Origin of the sequence: Aliikangiella marina (assembly GCF_007004765.1) — a bacterium.
Taxonomy (GTDB): domain Bacteria; phylum Pseudomonadota; class Gammaproteobacteria; order Enterobacterales; family Kangiellaceae; genus Aliikangiella; species Aliikangiella marina.
The window spans coordinates 542,548-565,568 of sequence record NZ_VIKR01000001.1 but is presented as its reverse complement, the minus strand read 5'-3'; the positions used below and the strand labels follow the sequence as shown (position 1 = coordinate 565,568).

General features: G+C 40.2%; 17 protein-coding genes. 1 reads left to right on the top strand and 16 read right to left on the bottom strand.

The genetic code is table 11. The features are described 5' to 3' along the window. Positions 1 to 26: 26 nt before the first annotated feature. From FLL45_RS02545 to FLL45_RS02505, 9 genes are all read right to left on the bottom strand, one after another. On the bottom strand, positions 27 to 320 hold the full coding sequence (locus FLL45_RS02545; RefSeq protein WP_142888214.1) for a hypothetical protein: 294 nt from the start codon (positions 318 to 320) through the stop codon (positions 27 to 29). Between the two features lie 529 nt (positions 321 to 849). Then, positions 850 to 2,355 (bottom strand): siroheme synthase CysG, encoded by a 1,506-nt coding sequence (gene cysG / locus FLL45_RS02540; RefSeq protein ID WP_142888213.1) that lies wholly within the window; start codon positions 2,353 to 2,355, stop codon positions 850 to 852. Continuing rightward, positions 2,330 to 5,044 (bottom strand): nitrate reductase, encoded by a 2,715-nt coding sequence (locus tag FLL45_RS02535; RefSeq protein WP_142888212.1) that lies wholly within the window; start codon positions 5,042 to 5,044, stop codon positions 2,330 to 2,332. The genes cysG and FLL45_RS02535 overlap by 26 nt, the downstream gene beginning before the upstream one ends. 25 nt (positions 5,045 to 5,069) lie before the next feature. After that, complete coding sequence (nirD, locus tag FLL45_RS02530; protein ID WP_246075736.1) at positions 5,070 to 5,414, bottom strand: nitrite reductase small subunit NirD; 345 nt, start codon at positions 5,412 to 5,414, stop codon at positions 5,070 to 5,072. Between the two features lie 76 nt (positions 5,415 to 5,490). Continuing rightward, positions 5,491 to 8,052: a nitrite reductase large subunit NirB gene (gene nirB, locus FLL45_RS02525; protein ID WP_142888211.1), complete on the bottom strand. Its 2,562-nt coding sequence runs from the start codon at positions 8,050 to 8,052 to the stop codon at positions 5,491 to 5,493. Positions 8,053 to 8,091: 39 nt separating this feature from the next. Continuing rightward, complete coding sequence (locus tag FLL45_RS02520) at positions 8,092 to 9,291, bottom strand: alginate export family protein (RefSeq protein WP_142888210.1); 1,200 nt, start codon at positions 9,289 to 9,291, stop codon at positions 8,092 to 8,094. A gap of 19 nt (positions 9,292 to 9,310) precedes the next feature. Further along, positions 9,311 to 10,156, bottom strand: a complete 846-nt coding sequence (locus FLL45_RS02515) for an ABC transporter ATP-binding protein (RefSeq protein WP_142888209.1) — start codon at positions 10,154 to 10,156, stop codon at positions 9,311 to 9,313. Between the two features lie 9 nt (positions 10,157 to 10,165). Beyond that, positions 10,166 to 11,161: an ABC transporter permease gene (locus FLL45_RS02510; RefSeq protein WP_142888208.1), complete on the bottom strand. Its 996-nt coding sequence runs from the start codon at positions 11,159 to 11,161 to the stop codon at positions 10,166 to 10,168. 56 nt (positions 11,162 to 11,217) lie between these two features. Beyond that, the gene (locus FLL45_RS02505) at positions 11,218 to 12,606 is read right to left on the bottom strand and encodes a CmpA/NrtA family ABC transporter substrate-binding protein (RefSeq protein ID WP_142888207.1); all 1,389 of its coding nucleotides are present in this window, start codon (positions 12,604 to 12,606) and stop codon (positions 11,218 to 11,220) included. Positions 12,607 to 13,075: 469 nt separating this feature from the next. Between FLL45_RS02505 and FLL45_RS02500 the strand changes: the two genes are divergently transcribed. Then, positions 13,076 to 14,350: a nitrate regulatory protein gene (locus FLL45_RS02500; protein WP_142888206.1), complete on the top strand. Its 1,275-nt coding sequence runs from the start codon at positions 13,076 to 13,078 to the stop codon at positions 14,348 to 14,350. A 92-nt stretch (positions 14,351 to 14,442) separates the two neighbouring features. Here FLL45_RS02500 and FLL45_RS02495 read toward each other — a convergent pair whose 3' ends face one another. The 7 genes from FLL45_RS02495 to FLL45_RS02465 all read right to left on the bottom strand — a co-directional run bounded on the left by FLL45_RS02495 (position 14,443) and on the right by FLL45_RS02465 (position 22,943). Continuing rightward, entirely contained in the window at positions 14,443 to 14,892 is a 450-nt protein-coding gene (locus FLL45_RS02495; RefSeq protein WP_142888205.1) for a hypothetical protein, read from the bottom strand. 132 nt (positions 14,893 to 15,024) lie between these two features. Next, the gene (locus FLL45_RS02490) at positions 15,025 to 15,477 is read right to left on the bottom strand and encodes an immunity 22 family protein (RefSeq protein WP_185964293.1); all 453 of its coding nucleotides are present in this window, start codon (positions 15,475 to 15,477) and stop codon (positions 15,025 to 15,027) included. Between the two features lie 192 nt (positions 15,478 to 15,669). After that, on the bottom strand, positions 15,670 to 16,722 hold the full coding sequence (locus FLL45_RS02485) for a putative porin (protein ID WP_142888203.1): 1,053 nt from the start codon (positions 16,720 to 16,722) through the stop codon (positions 15,670 to 15,672). Then, positions 16,719 to 19,364, bottom strand: a complete 2,646-nt coding sequence (locus tag FLL45_RS02480; RefSeq protein ID WP_142888202.1) for a serine/threonine protein kinase — start codon at positions 19,362 to 19,364, stop codon at positions 16,719 to 16,721. Before FLL45_RS02480 ends, FLL45_RS02485 begins: the two co-directional genes overlap by 4 nt. After that, positions 19,364 to 20,074, bottom strand: coding sequence for a cupredoxin domain-containing protein (locus tag FLL45_RS02475; protein ID WP_142888201.1), 711 nt, complete (start codon positions 20,072 to 20,074; stop codon positions 19,364 to 19,366). The genes FLL45_RS02480 and FLL45_RS02475 overlap by 1 nt, the downstream gene beginning before the upstream one ends. Before the next feature lie 644 nt (positions 20,075 to 20,718). After that, positions 20,719 to 21,066, bottom strand: coding sequence for a nuclear transport factor 2 family protein (locus FLL45_RS02470; protein WP_142888200.1), 348 nt, complete (start codon positions 21,064 to 21,066; stop codon positions 20,719 to 20,721). Between the two features lie 26 nt (positions 21,067 to 21,092). Beyond that, positions 21,093 to 22,943, bottom strand: a complete 1,851-nt coding sequence (locus tag FLL45_RS02465; protein WP_142888199.1) for a DEAD/DEAH box helicase — start codon at positions 22,941 to 22,943, stop codon at positions 21,093 to 21,095. Between the last annotated feature and the right edge of the window lie 78 nt (positions 22,944 to 23,021).

The following is a 23,021-nucleotide window of genomic DNA, read 5'->3' as shown; positions in this document are numbered from 1 at the left end:
TTCACTTGTTTTGCGTTAAAGCTCTTCTATATTTTATAGCCACCCATCCAGTAACCAATCCCTGAGCCTATTATTATTAGTGGTGCTATAAAAATAATGAAAAGAACTCCTTTAATAGCATTTCTAAACTCAAATATCTCTCGGGCTACTATTAACCCAACTACAGCAGAAAGCACCGTTACAGCAAAAAGTACAATATTTATTATCTTTCCTCTAAGAGGCCAAGAACAATTTTGACATTTACACGAGAAGGCATTTAAACCTCTATTCCATTCAAAAAAGCTTATCGGCGTGTTATTACAATTTGGGCATTTGTTCATTAACTCTCCTTTGCACACCCCAATTCAGACGTTTATTTCTTGTTTATTCGAAGGGCTTGTCATGAATTACTTCGTTTATTTCTTAAATACTTTTACATGTAGTTCCGAGCACTTCGTTTAGTAGATGAATACACTTAAACTTAGGAACCAAATAAAACTTAATTTTAATCTCAAGTAATTGATGACAAGAGTCTAGTTACTAAATAACTTCTCAAACATTCTCAACTTTTCATCCAGCTGTAATCATAGATATATGAGAATTCAGCCAAGTATACTGAATTAACTCCTTCTAAGTTATACAAAAATGCAAATATAGACAGGCACAATATCTCGGATAACCCACAAAGCAAGTGGCGAATGTTCTTAACTTAAATGGTATACATTAGAAATAAGCTCAGATAATTGTAAGAAATCACTCAATAGTGTCTGTCTTGAATAATCTCTTTGAATAATCTGAATAATCTTTTTTATATGTCTTAAATTATCGTTTTTGAATTATCATTCATCAGTTGAATTATCTGTTTTTAATCTATTTTTCCCGCTGAACTCGATCTGTGAATGCCGTGGGATGATTAGCGAAGATAGGCTTTTCTGACGATTGCGGTAACGGCGCAAAATACGAAGCTTTAGTTTCTTCCAAATCAACTTGATTATTGGTCCTTTGATGTGCCATGCTAAATCGAGTGACATTTCCGACAATAACCAAACTAGGTGATTTAAATCGACGAGCATGGTATTTCAAAGTAAAGGTACTCAATGTGGCAGGATACTCACGGTGAAAAGGTGTAGTCCCCTGCTCTATAAGTAATATCGGCGTGTCCGGTTGAAAACCGATACCGATAAGCTTCTTACAGAGTATTGATGTATTGGGTGTACTCATATAAAAAGCCAGCGTATCTTTTTGTGTTCCTCTAAGTTTGTTCCAAATAAATTCTTGCTCTATTTCTTTAGAATATAAAGTTAATATATGTAGAGAATTCGAACCGCCTCTTTCGGTTAGCGGAAAGCCACTATAGGCGGCACATCCTGTCACGGCACTAACACCCGGTACTATGTGGTATGGCACATCTAAATGCTTAGCAATATTTATTTCTTCTGCACAATGTCCAAAAATACCCGGATCGCCTCCTTTCAATCTAACCACTATTTTATCTTGCTTCAAATACCTCTCTATCATACATCCGATATCTTCCTGCTTTTTATGATGATGGTTACGCGTTTTTCCTACAGCAATGACTGAAGCATCTTTACGAGCATATTGTTCGATGAGATCAGGAGGAATCAAACGATCGTATAGAACAACATCTGCCTGCGAAATTAAACGCATACCCTTAAGCGTAATAAGCTCAGGATGACCGGGGCCTGTACCTATTAGGTATAATCCCGCTTGTTTGCAGTCATTAGTTGTTGCTAGCGCCTTTTCTAACAATTCAGAAGCATGATTTGTATTCCCCTCTAAAGCTTCTTCGGCGATTGGACCATTCAATAAGGTTTCGACGAATAATCTACGTGGCTGGATGTGATTAAGGTGATCACGTAACAGCTCCTTTTTGGTTCGTAAGAAATCAATTATTCGTTCATAGTAAGGAGGAATAATACGCTCGATGGTTTGTTTAATGATTCGTGCGAGAACTGGTGAAATACCACCCGATGAAATCGCAATTTGTAGTGGTCCTCGTCTCACTAGGGCTGGAAAAATAAAATCACATAATTTAGGGTTATCCACTACATTGACAGGAATGTTTACTGCTCTACAGTGCTTAGCGACTTGTCGATTAACGAAATCATTATTTGTTGCGGCGATAACGAAGGCATTACCCTCTATCAGAGAATCTTTATAGTCACGGGGGATGATCTTAAAACCATGTTCGATTTGCAGTTTTCTTAATGGTTCACTTATCTTTTTACTTGCAACAACTATATTGGTGTCACAGCTGATAAGTGCTTTAGCTTTGGCACAAGCAATCTCACCACCACCAATAATTAAAGCAGGTCGACTACTATTGGTTTTAAAGAACAAGGGCATGTATGTCATGGTGAGTATCCTCTGCGTGTGTTTTAATTAATTGACTCAGTTCGGTTTTACATGAACCACAATTGGTGCCACACTGTAATTTTTTACCGAGTTCGGCGACACTACGGTGACCTTCTTTGATTGCAGTCACTATGCTTTTTTCATAGACTTTAAAACAGCTACAAACCTGTTTGCCATTCTCAAAAGTTGGATCGGTTTGCGCATGTAATAAACGGTTTAATTGGTCATCAGAAATGCTGTCACTAATGGATAATTGATTTAACCAGTCAGAATTAATCTTTACTGGAACATTTGATAAATAACCAACAGCTTTTAATTCTCCACTCGACTGTGCAACAACAGACTGAAGGTGTGAGCTGTTGAACTGCAACCATTGATAACGATCCGTTAATTGTTCTTGGAGAAAATGTCGCAACTCCAATCCTTCCTGATGCATAGCAAAGTGCCATAACCAGCCCTTACTTATTCTTGTTTTACTCCAGTAATCAACAGTTAAATTAATATCGCTGGTCAAGAACAAGAATCCATGTTGCGCATAGTTCATTTTTTCAATTCTTACTGCGGTATGTTTGCTTTCAGGCTGGCCTGAAATGGGATCAATGACCGACTGATAAAGTGCGGAAACCTTCGCATGTGAAGCGTATTGCTTTGACCAATGAATCGGCATAAAACACTGACCTTTTCGAACACTATCAGTGACTCTTGCGTTGGCAATTACCTCACCCGTTGACGATTGAGCGCGAATTAAATCTCCATCGACAATATCCAAAGTGCGAGCCATCGAAGGATTAATTTCGATATAAGGATGTTCTGTATGAGCATGTAAACGGGCTGAGCGCCCTGTCCTTGTCATCGTGTGCCAGTGATCTCTGAGACGACCAGAGTTCATGACTATTGGAAATTGTTCTGAAGTCGTTTGTATCGGTAAGCGAGGGGTTACAGGATGGAAGTGTGCTCTCCCAGATGACGTACTAAATTGTCGGTCAACAAATACGCGACTATCACCCCCTGGTTTAATCGGCCACTGTTGCGGTTTAAGATTATTATACTCGCTTTGACTAAGTCGGCCTATAGCACTCAAATCAAGCTGTCTTGAGCCATTATTTTTATAACCGGTCAGTGCAGTCCACTCATTAAATATTTCGTGGACATGTTGGTAATCAAAACCATCAAACCCCATCTTTTTTGCCACTTCACATATGATCTGCCAATCATGCTTAACTTCACCATTCGGACCTATCAGTCCGCGTTGACGGGAAATAACTCGCTCTGAATTGGTTACAGTTCCGTCTTTTTCTAGCCAACCAGATACGGGTAAAACAACGTTCGCATATTCTAAGGTGTCATTTCTAGCAACGCAGTCAGAGACGATTACAGTTTCGCAAGCCTTCAGCGCTTCTGTAATAATAGGTCGATTAGGTAGGCTGACCATTGGATTTGTAGCCATAATCCAAACAGCTTTGATTTGACCGGAGCGCATCTGTTCAAACATATCAACGGCTTTTAATCCAGCTTTACTCGCAATGGTAGGTGATTGCCAGAATGTTTTTACCTGCTCTCGATGGGTAGCATTTTCAATGTCCATGTGACTGGTTAACATATTGGACATACCTCCAACCTCACGTCCCCCCATCGCATTGGGTTGCCCTGTAATCGAGAACGGTCCGCAGCCAGGCCTTAATAGTTTACCTGAGGCAAGATGGGCATTAATGATTGATTGGCACTTATCAGTACCACTAGACGACTGATTGATCCCCATAGAGTAAAAGCTAATCACTCGTGGGCTGCAAAGAAATAAGTCATACAACGATTCTATTTCTTGGACTTTCAGTTCACAAAAAGATGCAACACGATTGACCGACCATTGCTTTGCTTCGGCCAAACATCCATCGAAATTTTCAGTATGCTTTTCAATAAAACACTTATCGAGACCATCATAGTTAGCTAGATAATTCAGCAGTCCATTATAAATTGCGGCATCTGTTCCAGGCTTTAATGCTAAATGTTTGTCGGCAATTTCAACAGTTGCGGTTCGGCGTGGATCAATAAGGACAATTTGCATTGCTGGGTTGATCTGTTTGGCTCGCTCAATGCGTTGATATAAGACTGGGTGAGTCCAGGCAGCATTGGAACCGATTATTATCAAGAGATCAGTTTGTTCAAGATCAGAGTAACTACAGGGTACTATGTCTTCACCAAAGGCGCGTATATACGCTGCGACAGCGGAGGACATGCAAAGTCGAGAATTAGTATCAACGTTAGCTGATCCAACATAGCCTTTCATGAATTTATTCGCGACATAGTAGTCTTCAGTGAGCAACTGACCAGAGAGATAAAATGCAACAGAATCGGGTCCATGTGATCGAATGGTTTCTATCAATCGGTCAGCAATCATATCGGTAGCCAAATGCCAACTAACCGACTTGCCATCAATTTGCGGTGTTATCAGACGATCCTCTGACGTCAAAGTTTCCAGCAGATGATTACCCTTAACACATAATTTACCGTAGTTAGCAGGATGAGATGGTGTACCTTCGATCGCTACCGGCTCTCCTTTTTCAAAATGAATATCAACGCCACATCCAACACCACAGTACGCGCAGGTTGTTTGCCCTATACAGTTTTTGTGTTCTGTAGCGTTTTTTTGACCTGTAAGCGTGGTCTGTGATGGGATGTAGTTAGGCTTCATTAACACTGGCTATATCGTCAAAGCTTTAAATCAGTATTTGAACATCTGATTCAACTAGTCGAGTTTTAAAAGTACGAACATGTGATGAATCATCTTCAATACACTGGCCGGAGGTCAGACTAAAATGCTGCTTAAAAAGCGGTGATGCGACAACAGGCTCGTCATTAATACTGCCAACAATTCCCCGATATAACACATGAGCTTTACCGATAGGATCATAATTTGAGATGGCATAGATTTTCAGATCGTCTGACTGGACACCAAAGATGGCGACCTGATGATTATCTACGAGGGCGCAGACACCAGAGTTGATTACTAGGTCAGATTTGTTGCAAACACTTAACCAGGTTTCTTGATTTGTATTCATCATACTGTTATTCATAATATTATAATTCGTCTCACTGTTTTTCATCACACTATTTTTTATCACACTATCTTTTATCACACTATTTCGCTTCAATCACAGGGATTAAATGAGGAGACTGTTTAATCGATTTTTCTTTTTCTATAGCCGGTCTTATCTGACCTCGTTCACGAACAAACTCAATAGTCGAATCAGTCTCGTTACTGTTCACAAATGGTTTAAAGCGTTTTAATGCTTCTGGGTCATTGATTGTGGTCTTCCACTCACACTGATAATTGGCAATAACATGAGCGATTTGCCGTTCCAATTCATCACAAACTCCCAAATGATCATCAATGACAACTTGCCTGAGATAGTCCAGCCCCCCCTCCATGTTTTCCATCCATACTGAGGTGCGTTGTAGACGATCGGCCGTATTGATATAAAAAGACAAGATGCGGTCGATGTATAAAATCAAGGTGTCATCATTGAGATCGGAGGCAAATAATTCAGCATGCCTTGGTCGCATTCCGCCATTACCACAGACGTATAAATTCCAGCCATTCTCGGTTGCAATAACCCCGATATCTTTGCTCTGCGCTTCAGCACATTCCCGGGTACAACCCGACACTGCAAACTTGATTTTATGTGGCGCGCGTATACCTTTGTATCGATTCTCGATGAATATGGCCATGGCAACACTATCCTGAACACCATAACGACACCAGGTACTGCCAACACACGACTTCACTGTTCTTACTGCCTTTCCATAAGCATGTCCGGTTTCAAAACCAGCGTCGATTAACTCCGCCCAAATTGATGGTAATTGATCGACTCTGGCACCAAATAAATCAACACGCTGTCCTCCGGTGATTTTGGTGTACAGATCATATTTTTTCGCAACCTCTCCCAGTACGATAAGTTTATCGGGTGTAATTTCGCCGCCTGGAACTCTAGGTACTACCGAGTAACTGCCATCTTTTTGCATATTGGCAAGATAGGTATCATTAGTATCCTGTAACGGGATTTTGTTTTTCTCGAGAACATAGTCATTCCACAAGGAAGCCAAAATGGAAGCGACAGTGGGTTTACAAATATCACAACCGAGTCCATGACCATGGCGTTGCAGGAGATCTTCAAATGTTTCTATTTTTTCAATTTTAACGATATTGAATAATTCTAGACGTGAGTAGGCGAAGTGTTCACAGATATCTTTCTTCACCTCAAAACCGAGGTTTTCCATTGCAGTATCAAAAACATCTTTCAACAGAGCGGCACATCCACCACAACCAGTACTCGCTTTGGTACATGACTTGACAGTAGCGAGCTCGGTTGAACCGGCTGTAATGGTGTTAACGATATCGCTTTTGGTAACGTTATGACACGAGCAAATAGTCGCACTATCTGGGAGTGCATCGGCACCGAGAACAGGGCCATTGTTCACATTGGGAAGTATTAATGATTCTGCATGTTCTGGTAGATCAATGCCATTGAGCATGTATTGTAATAGTGAATCATAATCACTGGTATCGCCGACGAGAACGGCACCAATCAGTTTAGTACCATCATGGTTAACAACGATTTTTTTGTAAATCCCTTGCGGTTGGTTTTCATAGGTGTAACTTTGAGAACCGGCTGTATTACCATGGGCATCTCCGATAGAACCGACCTCGACACCCATCAATTTTAATTTGGTGCTCATATCAGCACCAATGAACTTTTCATCCGATGTAGGATTAATCAATTTTTGTACGGTTATTTTTGCCATCTGATAACCTGGTGCAACCAAACCAAAGATAAAATTATTCCAAGCAGCACATTCTCCGATTGCATAGATATTAGGATCTGAAGTTTGACATTGATTATTGATTGCAAACCCACCGCGTTCGCCTTTCTCCAGTCCAGTTAAATCAGCAAGCTCATCATAAGGACGTATGCCTGCTGAAAATAAAATTAAATCAGTTTCAAGATGCCCACCGTCTTTAAAATTCATTCGATACCGATGGTTTGTACCTTGTTCTATCGCGACGGTCGCCTTGGAGGTATGTACTTCGACACCCAGTGACTCGATTTTATTACGCAACAAAGTGCCACCAGCACTGTCAATTTGGACACCCATGAGTTGCGGTGCGAACTCAACAATATGAGTTTTAAGTCCTGCCTCCTTGAGTGCGTTTGCCGCTTCGAGTCCTAACAGACCACCACCGACGACAACACCGACACGACTCTCTTTAGCGCAGCGTTCGATTTCTTGTAAGTCTTCAATAGTCCGATAAACCAAACAATGAGACTGTTCATTACCCGGAATGGGCGGTACAAAAGGATATGAGCCCGTAGCAAGAATGAGTTTATCAAAGGTATACTGATCACCATTATGTGTCGTAACTATCTGCTTCGCCCGATCAATTTGAGTTACCTTACTATTCAGATGAAATGCAACCCGCCACTGGTCATAGGTTGCTTCAGATGTCATGGCCAAATCATCTGCACGTTTACCAGTAAAGTATTCTGATAAGTGAACTCTGTCGTAAGCGAGACGTGATTCGGCTGCTAACACGGTTATATCGAAATTGATATTTGGGTGTTGCTGTGTCACTAACTGCTCAACAAAGTGATGTCCAACCATACCGTTACCAACAACAATTATCTTTAGCGTTTCGGCCATTTGATTTACCTCATATCCAAGTTGAGTAAATGATGGTGACTAGTATTGTGCACTCAGCCAGATCCATATTTTATCCGTATCAACTTTGCCAGCAGCGGCATCACCTGCAGAATAGGCGCCATATTTGAAACCAGCGGTATAACGCTTGCTGAACTTCTTCGCTACAACAAGGTTTACTTCGCTACCTAAATCATCAATGCCAGTTGAGCTCTCGTCAGCAGAAAAATCATGATAAGTCAGTGTCCATTTGGCACCTAGCGCACTGGTGGCAAACGTTGCATAGACATCAACCAAACCAACATCTGGAGTCGCAAGAAATTGATCAGTAAAACCATTAAATTTATGGAGTGTGGCTAACGGAGTTGCGAACCCATAGTTACCAGAATCTGAACCTAAAACTTCGTAACCGATTTTTGTCGTGAACCCTCCAAATACCGCACCGCCCTCAATGAAAAGATAGTCAGCGTCAAAATCTGCTCCGTTGGCGATAGCTGATTGACGTGCAAATTCTGCGTGATATAGAGTTTTCGTCTCACCAACGGTAAAGCTTCCTTTGAGACTTATACCGTAGGTATCTATACCATTGTCAGTTTCGTCATCGACTTCTAACAAATAGCCATAGCCGGTAACCTTACCGATTGCAGTGGTGTAGGCGAGATTAAAAAGATGATCCTCAGATTCCAGATCACGCACTTCAGCAAAGATTCGATTGCGCTGAGTGATATTGGCGTAGTTAAGGATTAAGTCATCAGATGCTTTGTAATTAATGGTTAAACCATCGAATGTCTGACGATCTTGACGCCAGCCAACATGACCAACGAAACGATGGCCATCATAGGTAATGACTTGTCTACCCGCCTTTATTTTAAGGCCATCTCTTTTGTAATGTACGAATGCCTGATCGAGTTCAGTCGTTTCCGGGTCCGCGATAACAGAATAAACACCCGCATTCTGACCGAGCGTATTATTGTAATCAGTGATACCTAAAATGTTTCGCGAATCTTCAAATTCAACCAGTGCAGAGAAACCATCTTTCTCTTTGAAGGTGTAGGTCAACCGGGTGCGAAGCGTCAGCGCGTCGGCATCTTGCAATGCATTATTTTGCTCTACGCTCTCATAGCGTAAATTGAAATTAACATCCGCGGTTCCTAAACTTTCATCAGCACTTAGACTGTTCGCTGACACTAATACCGATAAAAGAATTGCGATGGGTATTTTTTTAATTATTGAATATTTCATTGTTTAATCCTTAATTAATCTATGCAATTTGTTCTTTGATTTCAGTCTCATCAAGTGTGGATTGCTTGCCAGTTATAGTTTCAATTTTGCGCTGTTTTTCATACAGGAAGGTCAATACGTTTGAGCGAATTTCGTTGTATTCTGGATCATTTGATAAGGCCACACGATTTCGCGGACGAGCTAGATTAACTTCCTGAATTTCGCCAATCGTCGCCGCAGGCCCATTGGTCATCATGACAATGCGATCGGATAATAGAACCGCCTCATCGACGTCATGGGTAATCATAATGACGGTATTTTTTAACTCATCTTGAATCTCCATCAACGAATCTTGCATGTGAGCTCGCGTCAAGGCATCCAACGCACCAAACGGCTCATCCATGAGTAAGACTTCAGGTTGCATTGATAAAGCACGCGCGATTCCAACCCGCTGTTTCATTCCCCCAGAGATTTCATCTGGACGCTTGTGCATGGCATGATCCATATGAACTAGTTTGAGGTTATGTTCAATCCAATCCCTGATTTCAGCTTTACTCTTTGTTTTATGAAATACTTGTTTAACCGCCAGCTCGACATTTTGATAGGCTGTCAGCCAAGGCAATAGTGAGTGATTCTGGAATACGACAGCTCGTTCTGGACCAGGTGTAGTAACCTCTTTATCATTGATAATTACCCCACCCATGGTTGCCTTTAATAAACCAGCAACGATATTGAGTACCGTTGATTTACCGCAACCTGAATGGCCGATGAGTGAAATAAACTCTCCTTTGTTGATCTTTAAATCAACAGACTTAAGTGCAGTAAAGGGGCCTTTGGGTGTCTCAAACACCATGTCAATATGGCTAATTTCTAAAAAACTCTTCATCGTATTCACCTATCGTAAATCGGTTTGTTTATTCCATGATAAAAGACTTTGAATCGACAACATGCTGCGATCGAGAAGAAAGCCAATCAGTCCAATCACTAAAACCGCCGTCATGATTCGACTTAAAGATTGTGAACTACCATTTTGGAATTCATCCCAGACAAATTTCCCCAAACCTGGATTTTGTGCCAACATTTCTGCCGCAATTAAAACCATCCATGCAATGCCAAGAGACAAACGCATACCTGTGAAAATTGCAGGTATTGAAGCTGGTAATACAATCTTTTGAATATGTTTGAGGGCTGGTAGTTGTAAAACCTTGCTAACGTTGACCCAATCTTCGTCTATCGAAGAAACACCGATAGAAGTGTTAATCACCATTGGCCACAAACAACATAGGGTTACGGTTATCAGAGAATTTACAAACGACTTAGCAAACATAGGATCGTCACTCACATAGAGGGCACTGACGACCATTGTTACCAGAGGTAACCAGGCCAGTGGTGAAACCGGTTTAAATATCTGTATAATCGGATTTATAGCGGTATTGAGCGACCGGCTTAAGCCAACAGCTATGCCGAGAGGAATGGCAATAATGGCAGCAAGCAAGAAACCACTCATAACAGTGATCAGACTAGTTATGATTTGATCCCAAAAAGTCTCTTTACCCGTGTAGGGTCTTATTTTTGGCTGATAATTGGGATCTTGAGCGAGTCGTTTAGCATTTCGCTCTTCCTGTCGCTGATAAAATTTTTCAGCTTTAATACGCTCTGCACGGTGCTCTTGATACAGGTTAACGACCTGTTCGGCGACAGCACCTGGACCAGGAAATTTTCCTAATGAAGTATCAATATTATTAGCCGCCGTTGACCATAGCGCGAGAAACACCAATATTCCTAATATCGGTAGCGCAATACTTTGTGAGACATGCTTTAGCAAATTTATCACTACCAACTTGGTACTCTCAGTCCCGTTGAACGTAATTTTATCCATTAAGGTGTTCATTCATTCTTCTCCAATAAGAGGAAAGCGATCCCAAAATCTCCAGACATCACTTTGTATCAGATCGTGTCACCTTGCTTCAGGCCAATTTTGAATTGGTTGATATATTCATTTGGTTTTGAACCATCATAAATAATGTCATCAATGAAATGAGTTTGTGGGCTTCGATAGCCATCCTCCGTCGAAAAATCTGGAAAGTCTTTAACATCCATTTTTCCCTCTTTGATCAATGACAATGCAGCCTTAGTATAGATATCAGGTCGGTAAACTTTTTTTGCAGTTTCGTGATACCACTCATCCGATTTATCCTTTGATATTTGTCCCCACCGTCTCATTTGAGTTAAATACCAGATGGCATCTGAATAATAGGGATAAGTAGCGAAATGCCGAAAAAATACATTAAAGTCAGGCACTGATCGTTTATCGCCTTTTTCGTATTCAAATGTCCCAGTCATACTATTGGCAATAACATCGTAATCAGCACCAACATAGTTGGATTGTGATAATATTTTTACAGCAGCAGGTCTGTTAGCATTATTATTTTCATCAAGCCATTTCGCGGCACGAATCAACGCTCGAGTTAGTCGAATAGTAGTGTTGGGATATTTCTCAGCGAATGCTTTTGTAATGCCAAAAACTTTTTCAGGGTTGTTCTTCCAGATTTCATAATCGGTAACAACAGGGACGCCAATTCCTTTGAATACCGCTTGTTGATTCCATGGTTCACCAACACAATAACCATAAATTGTGCCTGCTTCTAATGTTGCTGGCATTTGAGGCGGTGGCGTCACTGACAATAAGGCGTCTGCTTGCAATTTACCTGAAGTATCACCTTTGTGTGGTGCATAAAAACCGGGATGTATTCCTCCTGCGGCCAACCAGTAACGTAATTCGTAATTATGCGTTGAGACAGGAAAAACCATACCCATTTTGAAAGGTTTACCTTTTGCTTTAAACTCTTCAACAACAGGCTTTAGTGCATCAGCTTTAATGGGATGTAAAGGACGACCGTCGGCGATTTTGGGAACATTTACCTTCATTTTTTCCCAAATGGTATTTGAAACAGTAATCGCGTTACCGTTCAAATCCATAGAAAACGGCGTGATAATGTCAGCCTGCGTACCATAGCCAATAGTGGCAGCAATTGGTTGACCAGCTAACATATGGGCACCATCCAAACGGCCATCTATCACACCATCTAGTAGGACTTTCCAGTTTGCTTGTGCTTCAATAGTGACATAGAGCCCCTCCTCTTCGAAGTAGCCATTTTCATAAGCGATTGCAATAGGTGCCATATCAGTCAGCTTAATAAATCCAAACGTTAGTTCTTCTTTCTCCGGCCAACCAAGCTTTTCAGCGAAACTAAAATTACTGAAAGTTATAATCGATGTGAAGCTAACAATATGAACCAAAGATTTTAGCTTGCTCAATATTTTAACGACGTACATTTAAATCTCCCCCCAAAAAAAAAGCCCATTCACTACCAAGTTCTCACTTGACTGTGACTGGGCTTCGTTGCCTGATTTCAAATTGTCACTCTAAGTTTGTCGTGTTAAGACTAGCGACAAATTCAGAGGTGTTAATTTATTTAATACAAAGATTATGCCAAGTGTTGCAAAGCCAATAAAACCGTTAAATTAGTCGAGAAAATTAATGACTTAAGTAAGATGTCTGCACTAATTTTGTGCGGATAGTGAGATATTGTGGTGCAAGTAAACCTTTTTTATGAGATTTATCTGCGCGAACTCTATTTGAAATCATAATCAACCGAAATTGAAACGCGATTTAAATAATAAATTTTAGTTCAGGTTGTTATGCCAAAATGTTTTAACAATTAGTCGTTATCAAGGCACATCATTTGCTTAAGATATAGTCACTAATAACATTGGTGTTGATAGCTTAGTCATCTACTTTATTATGGAACAAAGTAATTTAACAAAACGACTTTTGATCGCTTCTAAAAAATCAGATTTGGATGCGTTACGGCAAATAGAATACAGTTCGGAGCTATTCGTTTCTGTTACTGATCTCATGCACGAACTACAACGCGAGCGCGGTACCAGTAGTATTTATCTAGCGTCAAGCGGTAAAAGGTTTATTAAAAGAAGAAAGAACCAACTTCTTCGCTCTGATCAATCTATTGAAAAATTTCTTTCAGTTGTAAATGATTTTCTGATTACACCAGAACTTTATGGGAATAACTCGAGGTTATTAACGAGCTCAGCTATTGCGTCCTACCAAATAGATTATTTGTATTCATTAAGAAAAAAAATTACAGAAGTATCTATTGACCCATGGCAATCTATTGATTTTTACACGCAGTTAATCAATGGCTTATCGGCGGTAATTGTAGATTATGTTGAGGTTTCTAAAAACCCTGAGATCACTCGACAGTTAATAGCACTCATCAACTTTATACAAGGGAAAGATTTTGCAGGACAAGAGAGAGCTTGGACAGGTATAGGCTTTGTAAAATGCAGATTCGATAATAGTGTTATGGATAAAATTCAACACCTTCAAGAAATTCAGGAGAATCGGTTCGACGTATTTTGTGATTTAGTTAAAACGGAACATAAAGCTACTTGGTTGCAGCTTACTGATTCATCTATAAATCACGACGTTATTCGATTTAGAAATATCGTCAATCGATTAGGAGCTCAATCTTCAATTGATGATGGATTAAGCGAGGTTTGGTATGAAATTACCACTAAGCGCATTGATGAAATGTACAAAATAGAGAAAGCTTTAACCAACGAACTAACAAATTCTGTTAAATTATTAGTTGAAGAAGCTGCAAATGAATTAGCAACACATGAAACTCTCGTATTGACTGATCGGTCTCAAAATCTTTCGAAAACAAATCATTCCTCGTTACCTTATCATCCTGAATTGTTCGGTTCACATTATAATTTCTGGGGACAAATCGAAAGCCTCAATAATTTATCATCAAATAATACATTACAAAATTTATTACACAAACAGGCCAATAGATTGGATGAAATGAATGATGAATTAATTCAGCTGAGGCAGTCATTGAATGACCAGAAAATAATTGACCGAGCTAAACTCGTATTAATTACAAAAAAAAATATTACGGAAACGGAAGCCTATAAACAAATTCGAAGTAAAGCGATGAGTAACAATGTCAAAGTCACTGAAATTGCTCAGAGAATAATCGATAATTATCTGTAACTGTTACGGTAACAGACTAACTATCTTTTTAAAATTCAGAATTCCAGCTAAGGTTGGTTGTTAAGATTTTTACCGCTCAGTTATTAAATAACTCAATTATTTAACTTTGTACTACCTTCAAATAATTCATGATTAATTTCCTTGACTACCTTACAGACGTAATCAGCAGAATTATTTAAGCTGTACACAAACCCACCTTTGTCTTTAAATGTGAATGTAATTTCCTGGTAGTCATATTCGGTAGGTTCATGGCTTACCTTGAGAATCTCGTCCAGCCTTATAGGCTTATAGTTGGCTTCTCCGCCAAATAAAACCATACCATTTTCTATTGAGATAGTTTCAGTATTATACTCAGCTGGATTTAATTCATAGTCAGTCTTGCCTTTAATTCGGTTGAATAGGTATCTTCCTGAATCAGAGAGCAAGGCGATAATTATAGCGACAACTGCAGCTCCTCCAAAGCCAATAATTGCACTGACTAGAAAAAATATTACTAAAACAATGAATATATTAAAACCTAAATTGAAATTAGCTCTTTTCATATTTAACTCGACAACCTGCTATCAATTTCCTCATGAATAGATTCATACCGATAGAGGATTAGCAACATCACAAATAACAACTGTTTACTCAATAACCAATGAGATTATAGAATGTGTGCGTCCTAAACATTCTCAACTCTTCATCCAGCTATAATCATGGATATATGAGAACTCACCCAAATATACTAATTTAATTCCTTCGGCTTTATACGAACAAGGGGTGGATACTTGAAGGTGTCTCTCTTGTTTTGGCGATTCATCTATCCCCATCATAATAAAGGCATTTAAATCTTCCATTCCTAATAACTTAGCCTTCTCCTCAACTCGATCTGCCCACTGCTCTATGTATGAGTACGCTTTAAACTTCTCTCTAACTCCGGTTTCCGCTTGATTAAAACCAGCTTCAATAAAGTCGTGATCAAACCATGTTTGATTTTGAGAAGCGATAAATTTGCTCAGTGGGAAATCGTTTCTACCTTCATTTTCTTCCGACCAATATTCAGGGTCTTCACCAACAAAATTATAAAATCGTTCACTTGAGTCGAACTTTCCAACCCAAAATTGGGAGGTGTGTTTCTTTTTCAACGTCCTTCCTTGTATCTAATCGTTATAGTTAATAAATAGAGTAACTAACTGCTTTTAGGGGCTTCTTGAGTTACCGATAAAAACCAAAAGTTAACCATTAATGGACTAGCTTACCCCAATAGATTCAACCGTTAATTTTATCAAAGCAAATTGTGCTACTATTAATACGTATCAATAACAAAACTTAAATAACTAAAACGATGAACTGATTTCCAAAAACAATCGCTTGGTATTTTCAGCTAATAACTCTTCATCAAAATAGCTTAATTGAATTGCGGTATCATCAGTTAGCCCAAATGAACCAGATATTCGATATCCCGTCATCCTCGTCTTAAACCACCAGTCATCGTCATTAAAAGCAGCGATCGCGGCATCTCTCTCCAAATCTTGGTAATGAACATTAGCTTGCCAGCCATTTTTAACACTGCTATCACCAATCACAAGATTGAATCGGGTCCCTGTATTATTGTCATCTACTGCTAAGTTGTTTAAAGCTTCAATACTGAAAGAAGCGCCAACATCACCGATTGCAAAATCGATCCCGAGATTAAGCAGTGCTAGTTCGAAGCCTTCTTGCAAAGCCTCAGTAGAATTGGTTCTCACAACACCATCGGCAACTAAAAACTCAGTTTCCTCAAATGCAACTAAAGACAACGATGTTGTAAAAAAAATATCGCCAAGGAACTGACCATACTCAAATTGAGCAAAGGCCATATTCGTTTGATCACTAAAAATATGCTCAACTCGATGCACCCCAAAACCGATTAACACCTCGGCATCCGATTCAGTGGTCCACTCATTGACCGAACTGATACCAACGGTAAATATATCTTTATCCCAAACCATAGCCGAAAGCGCAACAGGTAAATAATGTTTACCTATCCAAGCCGATCCTGACTCACTGTGGTGCCATTGAATAAAAAACTGATCCACTTCTACCGTATCAGTCTCTGAGTTATCCAGATTGGTACGATTGTCTTGCGCATCATCAGAACCATAGTTTCCGTAAATCGAAGCACCAAGTGAAAAATCGCTATTAATTGGCGCGTTTAAGTCTGCCCAAAAAAATAATCGAGTACGTTCAATATCTTCTCGATTATTAGGTAAATCAGTGGTCTGCTCCTGCCTTAAAAGCAAATCGACAAACCATTCGCCGTCCTCCGGCCCTGGCTCTTTCGCGATCACTGATAACGATAAACTACACAATAACAACAATAAAAAAGCTGCCCTAATTTCTAGTTTCATACACTTAACTCATTCATTTTAGTTAAAAGTTCAGCAACACTTGGATAACGGTCCTTAGGATCTTTCTGCAGGCATTTAAGAATTATTTGTTCTAGTTCTGCCGGAATCTCTAACCATAATTTGGACGGCGGAATCGGGGGTTCGGTGACATGCGCAACTAGGATATCGTTAACACTCTCACCAATTATTGGCGTCTTACCGGTAAAGATTTCACACAATAAAATTCCTAAAGAATAAATATCAGAAGAGATCCCTAGCTCCCCTCCTCTTATTTGTTCCGGCGACGCATAGCGCGGCGTACCAACAAACATACCTTCATCTAACTTATGAATCTCTGACTGCTTTAAGGTTCGGGCGATCCCAAAGTCCATCAATTTTAAATTACCACTCGGTTCAATAATCACATTTTCTGCTTTGATATCACGGTGCAGTATGCCGATTTCATGAACACTCGACAGTCCCATACATAATTGTTTTGCTACACGTAATGCGGCTGAGTAAGGAAGCTTGCCCGAATTACTTAACAAATACTGTAAGGTCATTCCGCGCACATACTCCATCGATAAAAATGGTGTTTCGTCAATCTTACCCAAATCATAAGTTCTTAAAATATTTGGATGAGTAACCCGTCTTGCGAGTTTAATTTCACTTCTCAATCGTTCTAAGTGCTCTTTATCTTCCGCAATTTCCTTGCGCAGAATTTTTAGCGCGACAGGCTCGTTAAGCTCTTTATCAATCGCTTTAAACACAAGTCCCATACTGCCCGTTCCAAGAGAGGCGATAATTTCATAACGCTGTGCAAATACGCTGCCTGCTGGTAAGTCAAAAAATGACTTATGGGTTATTTTGGTTGAAACTAGCGTCTGACGAGCCTCTGCTTGATCTTTGGAAAGCGGCTCGACATAATCGTGTGCCGCAGACAAATCAAGGGCACACAAAGTTTTACCGGTTAATCGACCTTTAAATCCTTTGGCTTTTTGTCCGGATTTATCTAAATCGCTTTTCAATCTTTTATAAACATCATTACTGACCAGTAGACAATGAAGCCCACCTTCTTCAATTAACCGTAACGCTAATCTTACCGGCTTACCGACAATCACTCGCTGCCAAGAGTAGTGAGAAGCGATATTACCAAGATAGCAATTTCCTTGAGTTAGGCTAAATCGCGCACCATGCTTCTCATCGTTTAACGCTTCCTGACTAAACACTGCATCGATACCACCTGCAGTAGAATATGCCACTTGTAGTGCTTGTTCCCCATTAAATGCAGCAATAAATAAGTTTCCGCCTAATCGAATGAGCACACCATTCGTATTTTCAATTTGTGCACCAATCAAGTCACATAATTTTTGCAGCTGAGCAACGATGTTTTGAGGATCTTTTGAAGCATGTAGCAACCCTGAAACATCAATCGCCAATAATGCGTGCTCCCCGCTAGTCACTGGAAGTTTTTGATTGGCGTCAACTTTAGGAGAGCCACTCGTTTCATCCGGTAAAATTTTAGAGAGTTCAGATATATAATCTTGCATATCTTGCTTATCACGCAGATCACTTAACAAACTATCAATCGAATTTGATAAGTCCGCTAACTCGTCACGACCTGTTAAGCTGAGTTGAGTCGAATAATCTCCTTTAGCTGCAGCTTTGGCGGCTGATGCTAATTGACGAATGGGGTTTAATACGCCAGAAGTTAACAACAATGACATAGCGATCGATACAGAGATCGCAATTATTGCTGCTATAAGAATAATATTAAAAATCTTGTTATACCCTTCCATGTATTTACTTGAGGAAGAGAAAATCAATAACATGGGATGTAGCCCATTTTCCGGCTCTGCTAAATGAACGACCTGCACGGTCCAATCCTGTTCATCTAATTCTATCGCGAGCCGGTTTGAGTCTTCTGCTAGATTGGTTAATTGACTCACTTCATCTTTGAGCTTACTGGTTATAATGTCACTTCGAGCAATGTCTAAAGTTGATGCGACATCGATTAAATTGCCGTCTTTGACCACGGTAAACATCGTGTCACCACCACCGACTCGTTTAATTTCATTGGCCAAATTCTTATCAATTACCAATCCGGCGACGACGAAACCCACGAGGTCGTAGTCAATACTTAATGGCATAACCGCCGCTTGATACATTTGGTCATTTTCGAGCCATATTCCGGTTGCTTCGTTAAGCTCCGCGATCACCGGTGCTAAAAGTAATTTATTTGATAAATCCCTACCGGTGAGTGCAGGCTTTTCGGAGTGAACGATGACCTCACCTTCAGGATCGAGCAAGATAATAAAATCAAGCTCAGCGTCTTCTTTTCGCTCTTGAATCAAATCCGCAATCGACACAACATCAAGCGAATCTTCAGAGGAAGCGTCGATAGCCTCGGCGACATAACCGGAAAAGTTAGGATCACTTGCAAATCCGTCAAGTACAATTAACAACTCGCGGTCATTGAGATCCCGAAAATAATTCTGCAATGCGAGACTATTGGCAAGTGACTCGTCAACACTGCGTTTAGCAACGCCTTTACCGACTTCAAACGTTGCAAAAACGATTGACCCTAATGCAAAAATAAGTAGCAAGCTACTCATTAAGAATATTCGAGTGGCTAATGGTAGTCGAAATCGATTAATGCTCATTAATTGTATTTCCTTCTCGATCGTCTTTTCTTTTTATAACTCGCGCCTGATTTATTTTTATGCTCCGGTACCCTGCGTTTACTGATTACTAACTCAACATTTTGTGCTTGACTGACGGGTAAACTGATCTGCTTAACGATGCGTTTAGTGCGCTCATGCCAAAAAATTAAACGTCCGCTGCCTGGGGGAATATCCGTTATTTCAAATTCACCATTTTCATCGGCACGAGTATAAAAGGGAGTATCTAACACCAATGCGTAAGCGACCATATGAAAATGTACGTTGCAAAAAATTCGTACGACACCCGTATGATCAAAACGATGTGACTTACCTTCACTTCTGCCGTATAACCCTAAATCAAACTGATTGGGTTTCGAAGGCGAAAAAGCGTTATGCAGAATACTGTCGTAATTTGATATCTGAACAGTGGAGCCGACCGGAATTACTGAAACCCTGGGTTGATAGGATTTCTTTTTCATAACGATCTTGTGAGGCGTTGCTAGCGGCAATACACTGACCTTTTGGTTCGGCTCATAGAAGATAATGGTATCTTCTACTTTAACTTTGTCAGCGCCTTTGCCGGTTAACACGACTCGTCCTGAAAGCGATGCCGCTAATGACTGGCTTGAAATAAATACCAATATGCTAACGAGCAGCAGTCGAAAAACAAACGTATCGGATGTTAGACCTTTGAGTAACCAGCTAACCATTAATTCTTTCCCTTGCTAAAATTTTTTGTTTTCTCGCGCTGTAGTAAATTTGACCGAATGGCCAACTCACTAGCTTTCGCTTTTTTTACAATTCAACAGACATGACTTAAGAAATTAATAAATAGACTGCATTGCTCGAAAAAGCCGCTAACAAGCCAGTCACTTGCCTTGTCACTTTCCTTGTCACTTTCATTACCACCAACTGAGGTGCCCCTCTGATGATTTATTATTACGCAAAAATCGAGCTAACTATTTGAAATAAAAGCAAAATATTAAGTAAAACGGGAAATTACTAACAATTGCTCTCAAATAGCTATGGTATCGATAATCGGCTAAAAATCAAAGCCTTAAACGAAATAAGTCGGTAATTAGAGAAGTTCATGTGGGTGTGGGTGTGGGTGGCTAGCCGACAGGCTGGCTGGATTGAATGAGAATGCCAATAATAGGGTCTTGATATGAACTCGCCTGTGCAATAACTAGTGTGAGCTGAAATTGGCGCATTTAAGATGGTGAAGTTTAGACGAGCGGCAAAGTCCTTTCGCCTCAATGTTTGTGCCGGAACTATTCCTGTATCTGTACCTATTCGTCTATCTCAGTTATACGACAAAGGTTGCCCTATACACGAAAACCTTTGTCTTAAACAATCAATCCCGAATAAAGAATACTTTAACAATTTTATGATCGACCACCTCATAAATGGCGACTGCTTCAATATTATCACCGGGTAATCCGTAGACGGTCTCTCTATCGATCGCAAAACGGCCTATATCCATTGTCAGATGTACTTCACAATGGAGCTCCGGATGAGAGAATCTCTCTTGGTAGAAAGCTCTAATTTCTCCAATCCCCTGCGCAAAGGTGTTCATTGAAGGTAACTCAATCAATTGCGCATCGTCGGCAAACAGATGACAAAAATCATCTAAATTGTGGGCATTGTATGCAACCAATTGTTTATCAGCAATTTCCCTAGGAATAGGATTATCGGCGCGCATAGATGCTCCTCACTTATTACTCTTAATTATCGCTTGCCTTTAGACGCCTTTCTTTTAGCTCTCTCATTTTTACCTGGTCGAGACTTTTTTTCACCGCCTTTTTTGGAACTAGACCTTTTACTTTTTGTCGCTTGGAGTTTTTCTAAACTAAACTCTTTTGCACGCGTAAGATTCATCGCCACGCCACAAACTCTGACCTTTTTTAAGTGAGCAAAAGTTTCTTTTGGCATACCCGCCGGTAAATCAACCGAAGTAAATTGATCAAATATTTTTATATGACCAATGTACTTGCTTTCAATGTCGACTTCATTAGCGATTGCTCCGACCACATTAGCGGGTTTAATACCATCTTCGAACCCAACCATCATAACGAATCTTTCCATATCCATATCGGGAAACTCTTTGAGCCCTTGCGAATTCGGATTAAAATCCTCACCACTTCGCGACTCGCCGGCTTGACCTTTGCGTTTTTCGCGACGCTTTCTACCATAATTGTCGTCGCGATCAGAACGTTCTCTACGCGCTTTTCGATCTTCTCTTGGTGATGGTAAATCTTCTAGTAACAACGGTGTATTTTCATGCGCGAGGCTCGCTAATGCTGCTGCAATTTCTAAACCTGTTTGATTAGACTCATATTGATATGCTTCTAAAATTTCTAAATACGGTTGTAAATCACCAGAGTCGATTTTCTCAGTAATCTTTAGTTTAAATTTTTCAATCCGTTGATCATTAATCGACTCGGTCGATGGTAAACCTATGCGCTCAATTTTCTTTTTGGTGACTTTTTCAATCAAAGCCAACATACGTTTTTCTCTGGGCGTCACAAATAAGATCGCAGCGCCTTCACGTCCCGCTCGTCCGGTTCTTCCGATTCGGTGAACATAGGATTCGACATCTTGAGAAATATCATAGTTAATGACATGAGAAATTCTTGGTACATCTAAACCACGGGCAGCGACATCAGTAGCAATCAAGATATCTAACTTATGCTTCTTTAAGCGCTCAATCGTTTGTTCACGGGCACTTTGCTGCATATCTCCGTTGATCGCAGCCGCGGCATATCCTCTCGCATTCAGTTTATCGGCTAACTCGACAGTCGCGGTTTTCGTTCTAACAAATATGATTATCGCATCGCTTTCTTCGACCTCGAGTAAACGAGTGAGCGCGTCGAGTTTATGATTGTTTGAAACAAGCAAGTACTGCTGGGTTATAGTCGTTGCTGTGGTGGTGGTGGTTTTAATCTTTATTTCTTGTGGAGACTTTAAAAAGCGCTCTGCGACTCGTTGAATTTCTCTCGGCATAGTTGCCGAAAACAACGCAATCTGTCTGGATTCTGGTGTCTTTTCTAATATCCACTCAACATCTTCCAAAAAACCCATTCGCAGCATTTCATCGGCTTCATCTAAAACCAAAGTATGCATTGCATCCCATTTTAATTTACCGCGCCGCATATGATCCATGACTCTTCCTGGCGTCCCAACTATCACATGAGCACCTCGACTGAGTTGTCTCAATTGTTGCGACATCGACTGTCCACCATAAACCGGCAATACCTGAAACCCTTTAAAGTATTTCGAGTAAGTTTTAAACGCCTCAGCAACTTGAATCGCGAGCTCTCGTGTTGGTGCAAGAATTAATGCCTGGGGTTGCTTATTTTTTAGATCAATTTTAGCCATTAAAGGCAATGCAAATGCAGCCGTTTTTCCGGTTCCAGTCTGAGCTTGACCAATGAGATCAGCGCCGCCTTGTAACACAGGGATACTTGCTGCTTGAATGGGGGATGGTTTTTCGTAACCAATTTCTGACAAAACATCAGTGAGTTCTTGCGGCAGATCGAGGTCATTGAACGAAATATTTGAGGGTTCAGCGTCGGACATTAAATTTTTCCGGTTAGGTAAAACGCGCTAAGCGAGTCTTAGAGTATAGTCAAAGATAGTATTTTGGCTCCAAAAAAC